Source organism: Paenibacillus sp. QJM3NY_38 (genome assembly GCF_056173265.1).
This window is the reverse complement of record NZ_CM149665.1, coordinates 6,232,961-6,250,000: the sequence shown is the minus strand read 5'-3', so window position 1 is coordinate 6,250,000 and position 17,040 is coordinate 6,232,961. Positions and strand designations below refer to the sequence as shown.

Sequence of the window (17,040 nt, the reverse complement as noted above, 5' to 3'; positions counted from 1 at the left end):
CCACCATTTAAAGAGTGCGTAATAGCTCACTGGTCGAGTGACTCTGCGCCGAAAATGTAACGGGGCTAAACACACCACCGAAGCTATGGCTTGATGCGTATGCATCAGGGGTAGGGGAGCGTTGTATGTAGGTTGAAGGTGTACCGTAAGGAGCGCTGGACAGCATACAAGTGAGAATGCCGGTATGAGTAACGAAAAGATCAGTGAGAATCTGATCCGCCGAAAGCCCAAGGTTTCCTGAGGAAGGCTCGTCCGCTCAGGGTAAGTCGGGACCTAAGGTGAGGCCGAAAGGCGTAATCGAAGGACAACAGGTTGAAATTCCTGTACCACCGTAAACCGTTATGAACGATGGGGTGACGCAGGAGGGTAGTGACGCGGACTGATGGATGTCCGTCCAAGCAGTGAGGCTGATGTGTAGGCAAATCCGCACATCGATAAGGCTGGGCTGTGATGGGGAGTGAAAATTATAGTAGCGAAGGTCATGATCTCACACTGCCAAGAAAAGCCTCTAGTCAGGTGAAGGTGCCCGTACCGCAAACCGACACAGGTAGGCGAGAAGAGAATTCTAAGGCGCGCGGAAGAACTCTCGTTAAGGAACTCGGCAAAATGACCCCGTAACTTCGGGAGAAGGGGTGCCTCGGTAGGGTGAATAGCCCGAGGGGGCCGCAGTGAAAAGGCCCAAGCGACTGTTTAGCAAAAACACAGGTCTGTGCGAAGCCGTAAGGCGAAGTATACGGGCTGACGCCTGCCCGGTGCTGGAAGGTTAAGGGGAGCGGTTAGGAGCAATCCGAAGCTGTGAACCGAAGCCCCAGTAAACGGCGGCCGTAACTATAACGGTCCTAAGGTAGCGAAATTCCTTGTCAGGTAAATTCTGACCCGCACGAATGGCGTAACGACTTGGGCGCTGTCTCAACGAGAGATCCGGTGAAATTTTAATACCTGTGAAGATGCAGGTTACCCGCGACAAGACGGAAAGACCCCATGGAGCTTTACTGCAGCTTGATATTGGATTTGGGTACGATCTGTACAGGATAGGTGGGAGCCTAAGAAGCATGAGCGCCAGCTTGTGTGGAGGCGACGTTGGGATACCACCCTGATCGTATCTAGGTTCTAACCTGGTACCGTAATCCGGTACGGGGACAGTGTCAGGCGGGCAGTTTGACTGGGGCGGTCGCCTCCTAAAGAGTAACGGAGGCGCCCCAAGGTTCCCTCAGAATGGTTGGAAATCATTCGAAGAGTGCAAAGGCATAAGGGAGCTTGACTGCGAGACCTACAAGTCGAGCAGGGACGAAAGTCGGGCTTAGTGATCCGGTGGTACCGCATGGAAGGGCCATCGCTCAACGGATAAAAGCTACCCTGGGGATAACAGGCTTATCTCCCCCAAGAGTCCACATCGACGGGGAGGTTTGGCACCTCGATGTCGGCTCATCGCATCCTGGGGCTGAAGTAGGTCCCAAGGGTTGGGCTGTTCGCCCATTAAAGCGGTACGCGAGCTGGGTTCAGAACGTCGTGAGACAGTTCGGTCCCTATCTGTCGTGGGCGTAGGAAATTTGAGAGGAGCTGTCCTTAGTACGAGAGGACCGGGATGGACGTACCGCTGGTGCACCAGTTGTTCCGCCAGGAGCATGGCTGGGTAGCTACGTACGGACGGGATAAGCGCTGAAAGCATCTAAGCGTGAAGCCCCCCTCAAGATGAGATTTCCCAATTAGTAAGACCCCTTGAAGACGACGAGGTAGATAGGTTGGAGGTGGAAGTGCAGCAATGCATGGAGCTGACCAATACTAATCGGTCGAGGGCTTATCCAAAATCACCCCAAAAAGTGAAGCGAAGCTTTGAAGCAACGCCGAATACTTTCCGGGGACCCCGATACCACATCGGGTGAATGCTACGAATTCTAATGTGCTGCAAAGATCGTTTCGTATCTAGTTTTCAGGTGATCAATCACTTGAATTGAATATTGTTCCCTGATAGCTCAGTTGGTAGAGCACTCGACTGTTAATCGAGTTGTCACAGGTTCGAGTCCTGTTCGGGGAGCCATTTATGGAGAGGTGTCCGAGTTGGCCGAAGGAGCACGATTGGAAATCGTGTAGGCGCCAAAAGCGTCTCGAGGGTTCGAATCCCTCTCTCTCCGCCACTATTATTTTAAGCAAGGCCCGTTGGTCAAGGGGTTAAGACACCTCCCTTTCACGGAGGTAACAGGGGTTCGAATCCCCTACGGGTCACCACTTTCTTAATTGCATCAGGGGATGAGAATCCCGTCGGTTCGTCGGAGGATAACTTCGTAAGCATTGACTTCGCAGTCTCGAACGAAGTGAGAGTATCCCCTACGGGTCACCACTTTCTTTAAAAAAACACTTGCTTCTTATATCAGATTTTGATATGATAAAAGTCGCTTTGTTACGGAGGCTTAGCTCAGCTGGGAGAGCATCTGCCTTACAAGCAGAGGGTCGGGGGTTCGATCCCCTCAGCCTCCACCATTTATACACCTTTATAATGACGCGGGGTGGAGCAGTTCGGTAGCTCGTCGGGCTCATAACCCGAAGGTCGTAGGTTCAAATCCTGCCCCCGCAACCAATTTATATCGCAATAGCGATAATGCCTCGTGGAACTGTGGTGTAGAGGCCTAACATGCCTGCCTGTCACGCAGGAGATCGCGGGTTCGAATCCCGTCAGTTCCGCCATTCTTTACAACTTTGGGATGAGATGAGTATCCGATATGGGTTCCGTCAAAGTTCGCGAAGAGCTTTAAGGCTCGGTAGCTCAGTCGGTAGAGCAGAGGACTGAAAATCCTCGTGTCGGCGGTTCGATTCCGTCCCGAGCCACCATGTACGTTTTATAACTTTATATGCCGGTGTAGCTCAATTGGTAGAGCAACTGACTTGTAATCAGTAGGTTGGGGGTTCAAGTCCTCTCGCCGGCACCATTCTGGAGGATTAGTGAAGTGGCTAAACACGGCAGACTGTAAATCTGCTCTCTTCGAGTTCGGTGGTTCGAATCCATCATCCTCCACCAGTTTTTAGGGGCATAGTTTAAAGGTAGAACAGCGGTCTCCAAAACCGTTAGTGTGGGTTCAATTCCTGCTGCCCCTGCCAATCGTATCACAGTGTTTCAATATGGCGGTCGTGGCGAAGTGGTTAACGCACCGGATTGTGGCTCCGGCACTCGGGGGTTCAATTCCCCTCGATCGCCCCATATTACAAAATCATATTGGGGATTAGCCAAGCGGTAAGGCAACGGACTTTGACTCCGTCATGCATAGGTTCGAATCCTATATCCCCAGCCATTGATTTTTATGTTTGCGGACGTGGCTCAGCGGTAGAGCATCGCCTTGCCAAGGCGAGGGTCGCGGGTTCGATTCCCGTCGTCCGCTCCATTTTTATTTCTGGCGCCATAGCCAAGTGGTAAGGCACAGCTCTGCAAAAGCTTTATCCCCAGTTCGAATCTGGGTGGCGCCTCCATTACAAACTTATGTGCCCTTAGCTCAGCTGGATAGAGCGTTTGACTACGAATCAAAAGGTCAGGAGTTCGAATCTCTTAGGGCACGCCATAATGTAAGCCGGTGTGGCGGAATTGGCAGACGCGCGCGACTCAAAATCGTGAGGGAAACCGTGGGGGTTCGAGTCCCTTCACCGGCATCATCCAAAAGGAATGTAGACGTTAAACGTCTGCATTCCTTTTTTTGTTGCATCTACATCGATGGCTTCTTCGTGATTTTAATATTAGACTCCATTCTTCTTGTTACCTCTCCAGTAATCGCGAGGGCTTTTCTATCACCTTCGGAGCTTCCTCGAGCTACACTCCTAAAAACTAAACTATCATTAGAAACCACGTTCTTTATAGGTAAAACAAAGATTATCCAGATGAACTCATCTACACAGGCTAACCCATCGAATCATCGATCCAGTGCAGGGTTGGACGTAGGTCTGTAGAAGGCCCCGCCTTAGGTCTAGGTCCAAAAACCGTCCCCAGGCCGTTTTAGCGAAACTCGAAATTACCTAGAATAGAGTCATAAGGTTGAACAAAAGAAACAACGATCAAACAACAGAAAGGCGGTGTATAAATGAGAAATTCAAAAGGAAATGGAATGAGTATCCTGTTGATTGGTGTAGGGATCTTGGTTCTCCTTGGAGTATTCGGTCCTCTGCTTGGATGGTTGTTCAGTCTTCTAATTCCAATCCTGATGGTCGCTTTGGGATACTACGGGATCCGGAGAGGTAACACCTTGATGGGATGGGTTATTCTCGGTATCGGTGTGATCTGGTTGATGGGTAAACTGTCTTGGCTGATCGGTCCGATCTTTGGAGTTATCTTGATCATTTACGGGGTGTCCCGGTTGAAGAATGGTAGACCCCGTTATTGATAATAACCACTACATTAAATAACATGCATGAACAACAGATCATGATAGATGAGGAGGGCTAAGCCAATATGAGTGTTTTCCGGCGGATAAGAGACATAACCGTAGCAACATTGAATGAAAAGCTCGAGCAGAGCCAGGATCCGGTTCGATTGATCGACCAGTTCCTACATTCAACCAGACAGGACATTGCTGAGGCTGAGAAGCTGCAGCAGCAATGCCAAGTACATTCCAGACAGCTGAAGCAGCAGGTGGATCAAGCCGAATCCATGCGATATAAACGCGAAGAGCAGGCACTGCTTGCACTGAAGGCCGGCGAAGAACATCTTGCCAAGCTGGCATTGCAGGAGAAATTGATCTACGAGGAAAAGATCGAGCAGTATCAAGGCCTGTTGTCCTCAAGCCTGGAGTCGCTAAAAGAAATCGAGGAGCAGCTCGGCGAGCTGCGGATGGAATATCAGACGGTATACAGCAAACGTCAATATTATGTTGCCCGAGTGGAAACCCTTCGTCTTCAGCAGAAAATGAATGAACGTACGGGCTCCTACGGCGGCGGTCATGACGTACCGAAGATGTTCAATCGCCTCGAAGACCGTATCAGCGACTGGGAACTGGAAGCCAGAAGTCTTCGCGATTTACGCCGCATGGGGCAGGAATACATGGAACAGGCTGGTGAATCGGTCTCCACTGTATTAGAAAAAGAACTTGCCCGCCTGAAGCAAAAGCTGAATAACAGCGGAAAGGAGTAACCATGACTAGATTGTACCGTTCCACCCGAGACAAAATGTTCACAGGGTTGATCGGCGGTATATCCGATCATTTCGGAGTCGAATCTACCCTACTTAGAATCATATTTGTAGTCAGTATCTTTTTTACAGGCGGTACAACGCTGTTGATCTATCTGATTGCATCCCTTGTAGTACCTAAGGAGCCGTATTATCACGATCCGTATGGTCCACAGGGCAGACATGGCGGCGGATACCGTTACAACGATCATCCGGGCCCTGGACCAGGCTACAACAGCTATAATGATTCTTATGGACGTCAAGGCTATCCTAATGAGCATAGTAGCTTTGGTCCCAAATATGACCGTCCCAATGGTGCAAGAAACAACGCGTCAACGGATTCCGATCTGGATGCGATGATGAAGGATATTGAAAGAAAAGCAATGCAAAAAGAAATCGAAGAATTGAAGAAAAAACTTTCGAACTATGAGAAGGGAGATAAATAACATGGGAGTATTTAAAAGAATTAAGGATATGACGAAAGCATCGGTGAATGAACTGCTGGATAAAGTAGAGGATCCGATCGTAATGTTGAACCAGTACCTGCGCGACATGGAGGCAGAAATTCATGAAGCAGAGGTAACGGTTGCGAAGCAAATGGCTAATGAGCGTCGTATGAAGCAGCGCGTCGATGAGGCTGTGAAGATGGCGGCACAACGTGAAGCTCAAGCTGAATTGGCTCTGAAGAATGGTCAAGAAGAAGTGGCTCGCAAGCTGCTTGAAGAAAAAATCTATTTCGATCAAAAAGAAACCGAGTACGTGGAATTGCACCTGCAATCCGAGACTCAAGCAAAAGAACTTGTAGCTCAGCTGCATGAAATGAAAGACGAGTTCTACAAAATGCGCAACAAGCGCAATGAGCTTGTAGCCCGCGCTCAAATGGCTAAAGCGAAGAAGCAAATGTCTCAAGTGAGCAGCCTGCACACAATCGAAAGCGGTAGTGCTTCGATGGGCTTCCATCGCATGGAGGAAAAAATCATGCAAATGGAAGCAGAAGCTGATGTGCTTCGCGCCCCATACCGTCCTAACAATGCAGTATACACAAGCCCCGTGGACGCTGAGAAGCAATTGAAGGTGGATGAGCAGCTGCAAGCTTTGAAAAACAAAATGGGGAATTCTTCGAAGTCCGAGTAATTCCTTAGCAAGTCAGCAAAATAAGATTAAACCGTATTCGAACACCATGTTCATATGATATGCTATACGAATGAGATTGTCGTATAGTACAGGCAAAGCCATACAGTGGGGAACGTCTCACTGATATGGCTTTTCCGAGCTTATATCTTGGTCATCAAGGAGGTGCGACATGGACAGAAACCGCTGGATAGCAGTTGGTTTAATCAGCTTGGGTTTTATTATGCTTTTCGGCCGGTGGTTTGGTTTCTTCACCATTGTCGCCCTGTTACTCATGTTTGCAGGTGTCCTTCAGATCAAACATGGACATGTGAAGAAGGGATACATTCTGCTCGGAGTAGGTGCCGTACTGCTGCTGCTGGAGCATCTCATGTTGATTATCGGCATCAGCTTGATATCGCTAGGTATTTTTTATGGCAAGTCCAAACGAGCTCATACCACGACGAAGTACATTCAGAAGCAGAACTTTATGTCCAACTTTGATTGGGACCGGGCTCCGTGGGTGATGCGCAGTCTGAGTGTGTGGCATGTGCTGGGAGAGGCGGATGTGGATCTGTCCCTGGCCCTTCCGGAGGAACGCCAAACGGTCCTGATGTTCCATGGAATGCTGGGGGATATTGATCTGATGATCCCGGACTATTATGGGGTGGAGATCGAAGCATCCATCCTGTTTGGCTCCATTCATATGGACGACCGGAAGGAAACCGGCATATTAAACCGCGTGCGGTATAAATCACCCAATTATGAGACCAGTGAATATAAAGTAAAATTTATTGTTTCTTATTTAGGCGGAGATTTGAATATAAGAATGACATAATAAACGTAAGTTTTGTGTAAACCATTCAGGAGGGTTGCCCCGTGGAAACGGAAAAGAAAGCAAATATGATTACCCGAAGTATGCGTGAGGGGACCCTTCTGGGATTGGTTGTCATGCTCGTTGTCCTATATTTATTATATACATATGGTTATCTTCAACCGTTTGAGACGTGGAAGAACCGGATCGAAGCCGGCATTACCATCGTATTGCTGCCGATTGGGCTGGGAGCGATCTATGGCTTCTTCCAGGGATACCGGGTAAAACGACGGGTCGATCTTGTGAGGGAAACGCTGGTGAACTGGGAAAAAGGCAGCCTTACGGACGTAATGCCGGACATCGGCGAAGACGAAGTGGGCCGGCTTGGAGAACAGCTGGTGAAGATCAGCAAACGCTGGGAGGATCAGGTGTCTTCCTTGCAGCGGTTATCTACGAACAATGCCCAGCTTGCCGAGCAGGCCAGGGTTACGGCGATTGTGGAAGAGAGGCAGCGTCTGGCGCGCGAGCTCCATGACGCGGTTTCTCAGCAGCTGTTTGCCATCTCGATGACGGCAACCGCTGTGGGCAGGACGCTGGATAAGGATTTTGACAAAGCGCAGCGCCAGGTGGCTCTGATCGAGGAAATGTCGGCTGTGGCCCAGTCCGAGATGAGGGCGCTTCTTCTTCATCTACGGCCGGTTTATCTCGAAGGAAAGGCACTTGAGCAGGGGCTGCGTGAACTGATTAAGGAACTGCGAATCAAAGTACCTATGGAAATTACGTTTGAAATGGACGATGACATACATTTGCTCAAAGGGATCGAAAATCATCTGTTCCGGATTATCCAGGAAGCCATGTCGAACACCCTCAGACACTCGAAAGCAGAGAAAATGGATATCCGTATTCACCGCAGGCAGAACACCGTTCGGGTGATGCTGCGGGACGATGGGATCGGATTTGAATTGGATGACAAGAAACAGACTTCCTACGGTCTATCGACGATGCAGGAACGGGTGACGGAGATCGGGGGCTCGGTACAATTCATAACAGCACCGGGTAAAGGGACTCGAATTGAGATCGTTGTGCCACTCATAAACGAAGAACGCAAACGGGGGGATGTAGATGGAAACGCCGATTAAGGTGCTGCTGGTGGATGATCATGAGATGGTCCGGATCGGTTTAGCGGCTGTGCTTGGTACAGAGGACGGCATCGAGGTGGTTGGTGAAGCGGGCAGCGGCGAGGAAGGGATACGCTTAGCGCAGGAATATCATCCTGATGTGGTGCTGATGGACTTGGTGATGGACGGAATGGATGGAATCGAGACGACGCGCCAATTGATGAATCAGTTTCCAAATCTTAAGGTCATTGTACTGACCAGCTATCTGGACGATGAGAAGATGTATCCGGTTATTGAAGCAGGTGCGTTCAGTTATTTATTGAAGACATCCCGTGCTTCTGAAGTAGCTGATGCTATACGTGCAGCCGCACGCGGGCAGTCGGTGCTGGAGTCGCAGGTTGCCTCCAAGATGATGAATCGATTCCGGCATCCGCAAAATGAAGCTCCGGCGCATAACGACCTTACGGACCGGGAAATGGAAGTGCTGCGACTGGTGGCGCAGGGCAAGTCGAATCAGGATATTGCTGATGATTTGATTATAGGCATCAAAACCGTGAAGTTTCATGTAACGAATATTTTAGGCAAGCTGGGGGTAGAGGATCGAACCCAGGCTGCCATCTACGCTTATAAAAATGGGCTGGCTGAGTAAGAAATGCCGGCTCTTTTTTATGCGATGGTCGTGACATAAACATATCAAGATGCTGAGTTGTTGAACATGGTACGAAAGCAGATCCATGATGCGATGCGTGAGTTATAAACATATCCATGTAAACAAAGAGAGACAGACTTAAAGACTCCCGGCGGGAGCTTTTTTTTATTTATTGACAGGGAAGAAGGAATCTCTACATACAGCCCGATGGAGGATCTTTTTAAAAAGCGAGGTATAAATCCGTGGTGCCAAGGCCATCCTTTTACTAGATTGATAGATTCGGACGGGGAGGCGTGACTGACCATGCGGAAGATGCGTATACAGATCATTGTGATGATGTTGTTGCTGTGCGGGGCAGCAGGTATGATGGCGGGTTTTGCGGGAACAGCGGACAGCAATCGAAACGAATCCGCTCCGCATGCAGGGGAAGCGTCAACTTCAGCTTCGGGCGGAACGGGAGAAGCAGGTGTCAATGGAACAACTGGAGCCGGGGGGACTGCAGGAAGCGATCTAACGCTTCTGGCAGCGCTTGGGGAAGAGCATATGGAGCCTTCGGCAATCCTCACGGTAAAAATTCAAGGTGAAATGATAAATTCCATACCCAAGGATCAAGCTAAGACAACAGCTGAGCAGCTGGCTCGTACAATGGGGCTCTCCGGGATTACGACGTCCCAGCTTCAGGGAAATGAGGTATTCCAAGCAGAAGGCGTGCTCTCCGGTGTATCGCTGCATCTGGACTGGGCTTTCACGAAGGAGGGTCATAGTTATGTCAGAGCCATGCTTGTAGGAGAAGCGGGTGGACAGTCCCGGGAAATGATGACCCTACAGCAGCAGATTCAAGAGATGATGAAGCAAGCAGGCATACCGAACTCCTGGAATGCGTCCATTCAAGGATATGCAACGGAGACGGCTAGCGTTGATGGAACGATGGCTCAGGTAGAAGAGGCTGTAGCCCAAAAACTCTCGCTTCGCCCCGTTGAGGATTATGCAGATGACACAACACAAAGCCGTTCATATGAGGTTCCTTCACTGGGTGCTTTTGTGATGAGTGGCGACACGCCGATTCATATGCAGATCGCGGTGCATGAAGATTCGATGAAGAAAAGTAGTAGAATAACGATCGGATTTCCTGTCATTACAATAGAATATTGAAAATGATTTCTGAAACTCGGATGAAAAAATGCGGAATGAGATAGCATACTTGAAATGAATATGCTAAAATGTCATCACATCGAGTTAAGTGCCGATGCATAAAAATACACTATAATTCATAGAAAGAATGAGGAGCCATGGCTGAAAATCAAAATCTAGATACAATGAAGACACCGGGAGCTGTATTTTTCATCTTTGGAGCGACTGGTGATTTGGCAAGACGTAAGTTGTTTCCGGCGATCTACAGTCTTTATCGTGAAGGAAAACTGGATGAGGATTTTGCGGTAATCGGCGTGGCGCGGCGTCCGCGCACCCAGGAAGAGTTTCGGGAGGACGTGTATCGTTCAATTCAGGAATTCTGCCGATATAGTTCGGAACAGGATAGTGAATGGAATGCATTTGCACAACATTTTGAATATAAATCTTTAGATATTAACAATATTGACGGTTTCCGTGAGCTTCGCGAACAAACGGAGCAATTGGAAACAAAATTTAATATACCGGGCAACCGCTTGTTCTATCTGGCGCTTGCACCGGAATTGTTCGGCAGCGTATCGTTTAACCTGATGAAGGGCGGTATGCTCGACGGAGAAGGCTGGAACCGTCTTGTGATCGAGAAGCCATTCGGCTACGATCTGGAGTCGGCTGCCAAGCTGAACGAAGAGATCCGTAAAGTGTTCAAGGAAGAAGAGATCTACCGGATTGACCATTATCTGGGTAAAGAAATGGTACAGAACATCGAAGTTATACGTTTTGCGAATGCTTTCTTCGAGCCATTGTGGAACAACAAGCATATCGCCAACATCCAAATCACGCTTGGTGAAACGGTTGGTGTCGAAGAACGCGGCGGGTACTATGATCATGCCGGCGCTCTAAGGGATATGGGCCAGAACCATATGCTGCAGCTGCTGACCATGATTGCGATGGAGCCGCCTAGCCGACTGCTCGCAGAGGATATCCGCGACGAGAAGGTCAAGGTGCTTCGCTCCTTGCGTCCGTATGCCACGCATGAAGAAGTGAAGAACAACGTGGTTCGCGGCCAATATACGAGCGGTTCCGCTGGCGGCAAAGATCTGCCGGCATACCGTGAAGAGGACAAAGTGAATCCGGAATCCAATACGGAAACCTATTTTGCCGCTAGAGTCTTCGTGGATAACTTCCGCTGGGCTGGCGTACCGTTCTATATCCGTACGGGCAAACGTCTCCCGGTTAAGACAACCGAGGTGGTTGTCGAGTTCAAACGGATGCCAACCAACGTATACCTGGGCCAAAAGCATTCCCTGGAGCCTAACCTGCTCGTTATTCGCGTCAATCCGATGGAAGGCATTTACGTGAAGATTAACGCGAAGAAGCCGGGATCTGAATCCGAGATCGCTCCTGTAGCGATGGACTTCTGCCAAAGCTGCATCGTGGGCATTAACTCTCCTGAAGCGTATGAGCGTCTGCTGCATGACGCTGCTCGTGGAGACTCCACCTACTTTACGCGCTGGGATGAAGTGGCTTCGGCATGGTCCTTCGTGGATCGTATCGCCAGCGCATGGAGAGAGAACCAGGGCGAGCTGGAATCGTATCCTGCTGGATCGTGGGGACCTGACAAAGCGGATGAGCTGTTGAAGGAAGACGGATTCCACTGGTGGCCGGTAAACGGTCAGCTTGAGGATAATGTGGTGTGGTTGAAAAACTAAGATCATTTTCTAAAATTTACGTGTTAAAAATCATCCTCATGCGCATGGCGCATGGGGATGATTTGCGTATAAATTGTGGTACAATGATATACATGACTTTAGTTACGAAGGGATAAGTGAAATGGCAAAGCAAATAGATGAACTGCAGCAGGAAGTGGATAAGCGCCGCACGTTTGCGATTATTTCCCACCCTGACGCCGGTAAAACAACACTGACCGAGAAGCTGCTCTTGTTTGGGGGCGCCATTCGTCTGGCTGGATCGGTTAAAGCTCGCAAAGCGAGCAAGCATGCAACGAGTGACTGGATGGAGATCGAGAAGCAGCGGGGAATCTCGGTTACCTCGTCTGTTATGCAATTTGATTATTTAGGGCATCGGATTAATATATTGGATACGCCGGGTCACCAAGACTTCAGTGAGGATACCTATCGTACGCTGACCGCCGCTGACAGCGCCGTCATGTTGATTGACGTAGCCAAAGGGGTCGAGGCCCAAACCATCAAGCTGTTTCAGGTTTGTGCGAAGCGGGGCATTCCGATCTTCACCTTTATCAACAAACTCGACCGCGAAGGGCGCAGCCCGTTTGATCTGATGGAGGAGCTTGAGCAGGTTCTCGGCATCCGCTCCGTACCGATGAATTGGCCGATCGGCTCCGGGCGTGACCTGTGCGGCGTGTACGACCGGGTTAAAAATCAGGTTGAATTGTTCCAGGGCGACGACCATTCCACGATTAAGGTACAGAAGGTCGAAGGTTATGAGGATCCGATCATTCGCGAGATGGCAGGCGATTACCTGCATGATCAGTTATGTCAAGACCTCGAGCTGCTGGATGTTGCCGGAGACCAATTTGATCTGGAAAAAGTTATGCAGGGTCAGCTAACGCCTGTATTCTTCGGCAGTGCGATCAACAATTTCGGCGTCCAGACCTTCCTGGAGAACTTTCTTCAGCTTGCGCCGAAGCCGGAGCCGCGCCGCAGTACGGAGGGTGTGGTGGAACCCACAGATGAGAAGTTCTCCGGATACGTATTTAAGATTCAAGCCAATATGAATCCGGCTCACCGGGATCGTATCGCTTTCCTGCGAATCGTATCGGGCAAGTTCGAACGCGGTATGAGCGTGAAGCATGTTCGGGTAGGCAAGGAAATCAAGCTGGCGCAGCCGCAGCAATTTTTGGCGCAGGATCGAGATATTGTGCAGGAGGCATACCCTGGCGATATTATCGGTCTGTTTGACCCGGGCATTTTCCGGATTGGGGACTCACTCAGTCAAGGTCGTGAAGTTGTATTCGACGAGCTTCCAACGTTCTCACCGGAAATTTTTGCGAAAGTAACGGTGAAGAATGCGTTGAAGCATAAGCAATATCAGAAGGGGATTGATCAGCTGACGGAAGAGGGCACCATTCAGGTATTCCGCACCGTGAGTTTTGACGAGACCATTCTCGGGGTTGTCGGACAGCTCCAGTTCGAAGTCTTCGAGTACCGGATGAAGGGAGAATACGGCGTTGATGTCCAGCTTCAACGCATGCCGTATCAGTTCGCCCGCTGGATCGTGGACGACAATATTGATCCGTCCAAGTTCCGGATAAACTCAACGCTGGTCAAAGACAAGAAGGATAACTATGTTGTCTTGTTCGAAAATGAGTATGCGATGAGAACCGCCATCGACAAGAATCCAACCGCCCAGTTTCTTGAGACCGCTCCGTAAGCGATGTTATAAATATGCAGCAAAAAGGAACAATCCCCCAGCGTTCACAGCTTAGGGGATTGTTCCTTTTTGTTGACCATGAAATTATCCTTGAAGGTTGCCGGGCGTAACGGTTTTCAGATGATCATGGAGGGAAGAGACAAGGCTGTTCTGCTGGGTAGCATCCATGTCTTTCCACATCATTTCAAACATTACACCGAGTCCCGGCAGGGCAGCTTCAGGCCCGTCAACGGAACCCTCGATCATGGAGCGCAGCTCTTCTTCGTCCTGATTGTGGACTTTATGAATGACGGCCTGCCTTAGATCTAACAATATGGACATGGACATGTTCCTCCTTGTTATGAAAGGGTCATTGTGTAATGTGCCCGTTCCGGGGCAGTTACATTCAAGTATTCGGGACAGTATGATATACTATTATCATTATGATTATGGATGACCTAGGCTCGTGGGGGGATATATAAATGGCTAAGAAGCAGTACGCAGTAATCGGTATGGGGCGTTTTGGCACGAGTGTTGCTAAGGAATTGAGCAGCATGGGATTTGATGTATTAGCCGTAGACGCGAGCGAACAGCGCATTCAGGAAATCGCGAGTATGGTCACGCATGCCGTATCGGCGGATTCGACCGATGAAGATGCGCTTCGGGCGCTGGGCATACGGAATTTTGATGTGGTTGTCGTGGCGATCGGGGAGGATATTCAATCCAGCATTTTGACTACGCTGATCTTGAAGGATCTTGGCGTACCGGCCATTATCGTGAAAGCGAAGAATGAGCTGCACGGAAAAGTGCTGAACAAAATCGGTGCGGACAAGGTGATTTTCCCTGAACGGGATATGGGGCTGCGGGTTGCCCATCATCTGGTGTCACCGAATATTTTGGATTATATCGATTTGTCGGACGACTACAGCATTATGGAGATGCTTGCTACAGGAGATCTGGTCGGTCACAATCTGATAGAGCTGGATATTCGGGCACGATTCGGCTGCAATGTCATGGCGATTCGAAGAGATGCGGATATGAACATTTCTCCAAGTCCGGATGACCGGATTGAGGAAGGCGATATTCTCATTATTGTGGGGCACAAGAATAACTTAACGAAGATGGAGCTTGCTTATCCGAAGTAAGCTGTCCGCAAGCGGGTATGCTGGGTTGAGTGGGACTCGGTTTTATATATAAGTAAAGAACGGATGGATTAACCATGGAGATACTATCGCCGCAGAATGCCAGAGTGAAGGGCTGGGCACAGCTTCAGGAGAAAAAACATCGAGACAAGCAGAACAAGTATGTGGTGGAAGGCATTCATCTCGTACAGGAAGCCCTGTCATCCAGAGTGGACATCGAGTGTGTTGCGTATGATGTGGAGAAGGGCATTCCCCAGGAACTTCGTCATATATCGGATACAGGACAAGGTGCTGAATGGATTGGCGTATCCCATGCCGTCATCTCGAAGGTCAGTGACACGCCGTCACCGCAGCAGGTGTTTGCCGTGGTCCGCAAAGAAGCACGTCAATGGCAGGACCTGATCTTGCGCGAGAACGGATTGGTCATCGTTCTGGACGGTCTTCAGGACCCGGGGAATGTAGGAACCATCATACGAAGCGCAGATGCCGTAGGGGCTGCTGGCGTGGTTCTGGGACGCGGCTGCGCGGATTTGTACAACCCCAAGACGCTGCGCTCTACCATGGGATCCCTGTTTCACCTACCGGTGCTCGAAGGCGATTTGCTAAGCATTTTGCCGGAAGCCAGGGAACGGGGGGCCCGATTGGTTACAACCCTGCTGGAAGGGAAACATTCCTGCTTCGAGTATGATTTCAAAGGGACAAGCTGGATCGTGATTGGGAGCGAAGGGCGCGGTGTCTCACCTGAGGTTGCGGAACTCGTGGACGATGCGATCCGTATTCCCATGCCCGGGAAAGCCGAATCGTTGAACGCGGCTATGGCAGCGTCGGTGCTGATGTACGAGGCTTTACGGCAAAGAGAATATGCAGGACAATAAAGACCGGAGCGGCTCCTCGACGAAGCTGGAAGTGATTAGAAATCAATGGCTAATCATCTCCGGCTTTTTTTTTATTTAAGAGATAAGTAAGCATTAGAGGTTTACCTCCTTATATCGCAAGGAAGCTTCCTCTAAATACGGTCTGTTTTCTAACAAGAACGTCGATGAGGTTTTTCTTATTTTTGATAAGGCTGGTCATAATAACAGGAGTACTCGAAAGGAGTTAAACCCCAATGTACGAGCAAAAAACAAAAGAAACGGATCACAGCGTGGTGGAGTTTATAGAGCAAGTGGATTCGCCAAAAAAACGGGAGGATGCTTATCGTTTGCTGGAGATTTTTGAGGAGACGAGCGGTTTTCCGGCCAAGATGTGGGGCCCTAGCATCATCGGTTTCGGCTCCTACCATTACCGCTACGCTACCGGGCACGAAGGCGATGCACCGTTGGTAGGTTTCTCGCCGCGCAAGGCGAAGATCAGCCTGTATTTTGCGCCGGGCGATGAGAAGCGGGAGGAGCTGTTGCCGAGTTTCGGTAAACATACGGCCGGGAAAGGCTGCGTGTATATTAATAAAGTGGCGGATATTGATGTGGAAGTCCTAAAGCAGCTGATTTGCGAATCGATTGCCTTCTTGAACAAGACCTACCCGGCTCAGTCCTAGCGAGCTCTAGGCCATGAGAAGCCGGCAAGCTGCCTGGTTTACGAGGCTTTAAGGGAGGCTGGACAATAGGGTGTGCTGATTGGGTACAGGTGAATATTGCTATTTGACGTAAAACCGTTTGGTGTCCTATAATGCAATAAGGGAAACCAAACGGTTTCATAATATTAAACATGAGTGAGGTTTATGTGATATGGACAACCCATCAAACGGCAAGCTGCCGGATATTCGTCATACGCTGGTGCTGAAAGCACCCATCGAGAAGGTGTGGAAAGCCGTGGCAACGGCTGAAGGAATTTCAGCCTGGTTTATGCCTAACAATTTTGAGCCGGTGGAAGGCTTTGAGTTTCAATTGAATGCAGGCCCTTTCGGCAATTCACCATGCAAGGTCACGCTTATTGACGAGCCTAACCGCTTATCTTTTAACTGGGGCAAGGATTGGAGTGTTACGTTCGAACTGGTACAGCAGGGAGATCATACGGAATTTACGCTCATTCACGGCGGATGGACAGCGGATCAAGTGACCGAGTTCGGGGAAGCACACGATATCGTGCGGGGCCGTATGGACAACGGCTGGGCAGGCATTGTTCAGAAGCTTGCGGGATACGTTGAGGCCTAATCCATGTCGCAAGCCGCTCCGAAGCATGATGTTTATCAAGCTATCGCAGATCCGACACGCCGTAAGCTGCTTGGCTTGTTAAGTGATAAGGAAATGCCGGTTAAAGAAATTACAGGGCACTTCTCCATGACGCGGACTGCCGTCTCCAAGCATCTCCGAATTCTGGGGGAAGCGGGCCTTGTGCAGGACCGCAAGGTTGGACGCGAAACGCGCTATCGGCTGGATGCCGAACCGCTTAAGGAATTAAAGGATTGGCTCGCTTATTTCGACCGCTTCTGGGAGAATAAACTGTCGATGCTGAAATATTATGTGGAGGATCAAGAAGACAATCCAAAGAACGACAAGTAGATCCTCTTTGCCGTCTTTCTTGAAATTGAATATCCATAAGGAAGAAGA

The 17,040-nt window shown here is 49.7% G+C and carries 16 protein-coding genes, 16 tRNA genes and 1 rRNA gene (1 of these 33 running past the window's edge); 32 read left to right on the top strand and 1 reads right to left on the bottom strand.

Features of this window, described 5'->3' with window-relative positions; translation table 11 throughout:
• The 27 genes from AC0VZ8_RS29070 to AC0VZ8_RS28940 all read left to right on the top strand — a co-directional run.
• Positions 1 to 1,806: ribosomal RNA gene (locus AC0VZ8_RS29070) — 23S ribosomal RNA — on the top strand; it begins 1,124 nt to the left of the window's first position.
• 156 nt (positions 1,807 to 1,962) lie between these two features.
• Positions 1,963 to 2,038, top strand: a tRNA-Asn gene (locus AC0VZ8_RS29065).
• A 5-nt stretch (positions 2,039 to 2,043) separates the two neighbouring features.
• Positions 2,044 to 2,135, top strand: a tRNA-Ser gene (locus AC0VZ8_RS29060).
• Positions 2,136 to 2,151: 16 nt separating this feature from the next.
• Positions 2,152 to 2,226: transfer RNA gene (locus AC0VZ8_RS29055), tRNA-Glu, on the top strand.
• A gap of 176 nt (positions 2,227 to 2,402) precedes the next feature.
• Positions 2,403 to 2,478: transfer RNA gene (locus AC0VZ8_RS29050), tRNA-Val, on the top strand.
• Between the two features lie 20 nt (positions 2,479 to 2,498).
• Positions 2,499 to 2,575, top strand: a tRNA-Met gene (locus tag AC0VZ8_RS29045).
• 30 nt (positions 2,576 to 2,605) lie between these two features.
• A tRNA-Asp gene (locus AC0VZ8_RS29040) sits at positions 2,606 to 2,682 on the top strand.
• 68 nt (positions 2,683 to 2,750) lie between these two features.
• Positions 2,751 to 2,826 (top strand) — tRNA-Phe (locus AC0VZ8_RS29035).
• A 22-nt stretch (positions 2,827 to 2,848) separates the two neighbouring features.
• Positions 2,849 to 2,924: transfer RNA gene (locus AC0VZ8_RS29030), tRNA-Thr, on the top strand.
• Positions 2,925 to 2,928: 4 nt separating this feature from the next.
• A tRNA-Tyr gene (locus tag AC0VZ8_RS29025) sits at positions 2,929 to 3,013 on the top strand.
• Positions 3,014 to 3,019: 6 nt separating this feature from the next.
• A tRNA-Trp gene (locus AC0VZ8_RS29020) sits at positions 3,020 to 3,093 on the top strand.
• 24 nt (positions 3,094 to 3,117) lie between these two features.
• A tRNA-His gene (locus tag AC0VZ8_RS29015) sits at positions 3,118 to 3,193 on the top strand.
• 16 nt (positions 3,194 to 3,209) lie between these two features.
• A tRNA-Gln gene (locus AC0VZ8_RS29010) sits at positions 3,210 to 3,284 on the top strand.
• 15 nt (positions 3,285 to 3,299) lie between these two features.
• Positions 3,300 to 3,374 (top strand) — tRNA-Gly (locus AC0VZ8_RS29005).
• Positions 3,375 to 3,385: 11 nt separating this feature from the next.
• A tRNA-Cys gene (locus AC0VZ8_RS29000) sits at positions 3,386 to 3,459 on the top strand.
• A gap of 12 nt (positions 3,460 to 3,471) precedes the next feature.
• Positions 3,472 to 3,548: transfer RNA gene (locus tag AC0VZ8_RS28995), tRNA-Arg, on the top strand.
• 8 nt (positions 3,549 to 3,556) lie between these two features.
• A tRNA-Leu gene (locus AC0VZ8_RS28990) sits at positions 3,557 to 3,636 on the top strand.
• Between the two features lie 425 nt (positions 3,637 to 4,061).
• On the top strand, positions 4,062 to 4,361 hold the full coding sequence (locus AC0VZ8_RS28985) for a hypothetical protein (RefSeq protein WP_475485223.1): 300 nt from the start codon (positions 4,062 to 4,064) through the stop codon (positions 4,359 to 4,361).
• A 68-nt stretch (positions 4,362 to 4,429) separates the two neighbouring features.
• On the top strand, positions 4,430 to 5,107 hold the full coding sequence (locus tag AC0VZ8_RS28980) for a PspA/IM30 family protein (RefSeq protein ID WP_071222349.1): 678 nt from the start codon (positions 4,430 to 4,432) through the stop codon (positions 5,105 to 5,107).
• Positions 5,108 to 5,109: 2 nt separating this feature from the next.
• Entirely contained in the window at positions 5,110 to 5,589 is a 480-nt protein-coding gene (locus tag AC0VZ8_RS28975; protein WP_260068023.1) for a PspC domain-containing protein, read from the top strand.
• 1 nt (position 5,590) lies between these two features.
• Positions 5,591 to 6,277: a PspA/IM30 family protein gene (locus tag AC0VZ8_RS28970; protein ID WP_071222351.1), complete on the top strand. Its 687-nt coding sequence runs from the start codon at positions 5,591 to 5,593 to the stop codon at positions 6,275 to 6,277.
• Positions 6,278 to 6,446: 169 nt separating this feature from the next.
• Positions 6,447 to 7,091, top strand: coding sequence for a cell wall-active antibiotics response protein LiaF (gene liaF / locus AC0VZ8_RS28965; RefSeq protein ID WP_475485222.1), 645 nt, complete (start codon positions 6,447 to 6,449; stop codon positions 7,089 to 7,091).
• 41 nt (positions 7,092 to 7,132) lie between these two features.
• Positions 7,133 to 8,206 carry a sensor histidine kinase gene (locus AC0VZ8_RS28960; protein ID WP_071222353.1) on the top strand — a complete coding sequence of 358 codons (1,074 nt, stop codon included), beginning with the start codon at positions 7,133 to 7,135 and terminating at the stop codon, positions 8,204 to 8,206.
• Complete coding sequence (locus AC0VZ8_RS28955; RefSeq protein WP_006212655.1) at positions 8,190 to 8,834, top strand: response regulator; 645 nt, start codon at positions 8,190 to 8,192, stop codon at positions 8,832 to 8,834. Before AC0VZ8_RS28960 ends, AC0VZ8_RS28955 begins: the two co-directional genes overlap by 17 nt.
• Positions 8,835 to 9,137: 303 nt before the next feature.
• Positions 9,138 to 9,986: a YwmB family TATA-box binding protein gene (locus AC0VZ8_RS28950; RefSeq protein ID WP_475485221.1), complete on the top strand. Its 849-nt coding sequence runs from the start codon at positions 9,138 to 9,140 to the stop codon at positions 9,984 to 9,986.
• A 137-nt stretch (positions 9,987 to 10,123) separates the two neighbouring features.
• Complete coding sequence (gene zwf / locus AC0VZ8_RS28945; RefSeq protein WP_260068019.1) at positions 10,124 to 11,671, top strand: glucose-6-phosphate dehydrogenase; 1,548 nt, start codon at positions 10,124 to 10,126, stop codon at positions 11,669 to 11,671.
• 121 nt (positions 11,672 to 11,792) lie between these two features.
• On the top strand, positions 11,793 to 13,373 hold the full coding sequence (locus tag AC0VZ8_RS28940) for a peptide chain release factor 3 (protein ID WP_071222356.1): 1,581 nt from the start codon (positions 11,793 to 11,795) through the stop codon (positions 13,371 to 13,373).
• An 84-nt stretch (positions 13,374 to 13,457) separates the two neighbouring features.
• Here the strand turns inward: AC0VZ8_RS28940 and sspI are convergent, their stop codons facing one another.
• Positions 13,458 to 13,694, bottom strand: a complete 237-nt coding sequence (gene sspI, locus AC0VZ8_RS28935) for a small acid-soluble spore protein SspI (protein WP_071222357.1) — start codon at positions 13,692 to 13,694, stop codon at positions 13,458 to 13,460.
• A gap of 140 nt (positions 13,695 to 13,834) precedes the next feature.
• On the opposite strand from sspI, the gene AC0VZ8_RS28930 reads away from it, so the two are divergent.
• The 5 genes from AC0VZ8_RS28930 to AC0VZ8_RS28910 all read left to right on the top strand — a co-directional run bounded on the left by AC0VZ8_RS28930 (position 13,835) and on the right by AC0VZ8_RS28910 (position 16,992).
• A complete protein-coding gene (locus AC0VZ8_RS28930) occupies positions 13,835 to 14,497 on the top strand; it encodes a potassium channel family protein (RefSeq protein WP_071222358.1) in 663 nt (220 codons plus the stop codon).
• Positions 14,498 to 14,571: 74 nt separating this feature from the next.
• Positions 14,572 to 15,369, top strand: a complete 798-nt coding sequence (locus AC0VZ8_RS28925) for a TrmH family RNA methyltransferase (protein ID WP_071222359.1) — start codon at positions 14,572 to 14,574, stop codon at positions 15,367 to 15,369.
• Between the two features lie 233 nt (positions 15,370 to 15,602).
• The gene (locus AC0VZ8_RS28920; protein ID WP_475485220.1) at positions 15,603 to 16,028 is read left to right on the top strand and encodes a DUF1801 domain-containing protein; all 426 of its coding nucleotides are present in this window, start codon (positions 15,603 to 15,605) and stop codon (positions 16,026 to 16,028) included.
• Between the two features lie 190 nt (positions 16,029 to 16,218).
• Entirely contained in the window at positions 16,219 to 16,644 is a 426-nt protein-coding gene (locus AC0VZ8_RS28915) for an SRPBCC family protein (protein WP_071222361.1), read from the top strand.
• Positions 16,645 to 16,647: 3 nt separating this feature from the next.
• Positions 16,648 to 16,992 carry an ArsR/SmtB family transcription factor gene (locus AC0VZ8_RS28910; RefSeq protein WP_071222362.1) on the top strand — a complete coding sequence of 115 codons (345 nt, stop codon included), beginning with the start codon at positions 16,648 to 16,650 and terminating at the stop codon, positions 16,990 to 16,992.
• Positions 16,993 to 17,040: the final 48 nt, after the last annotated feature.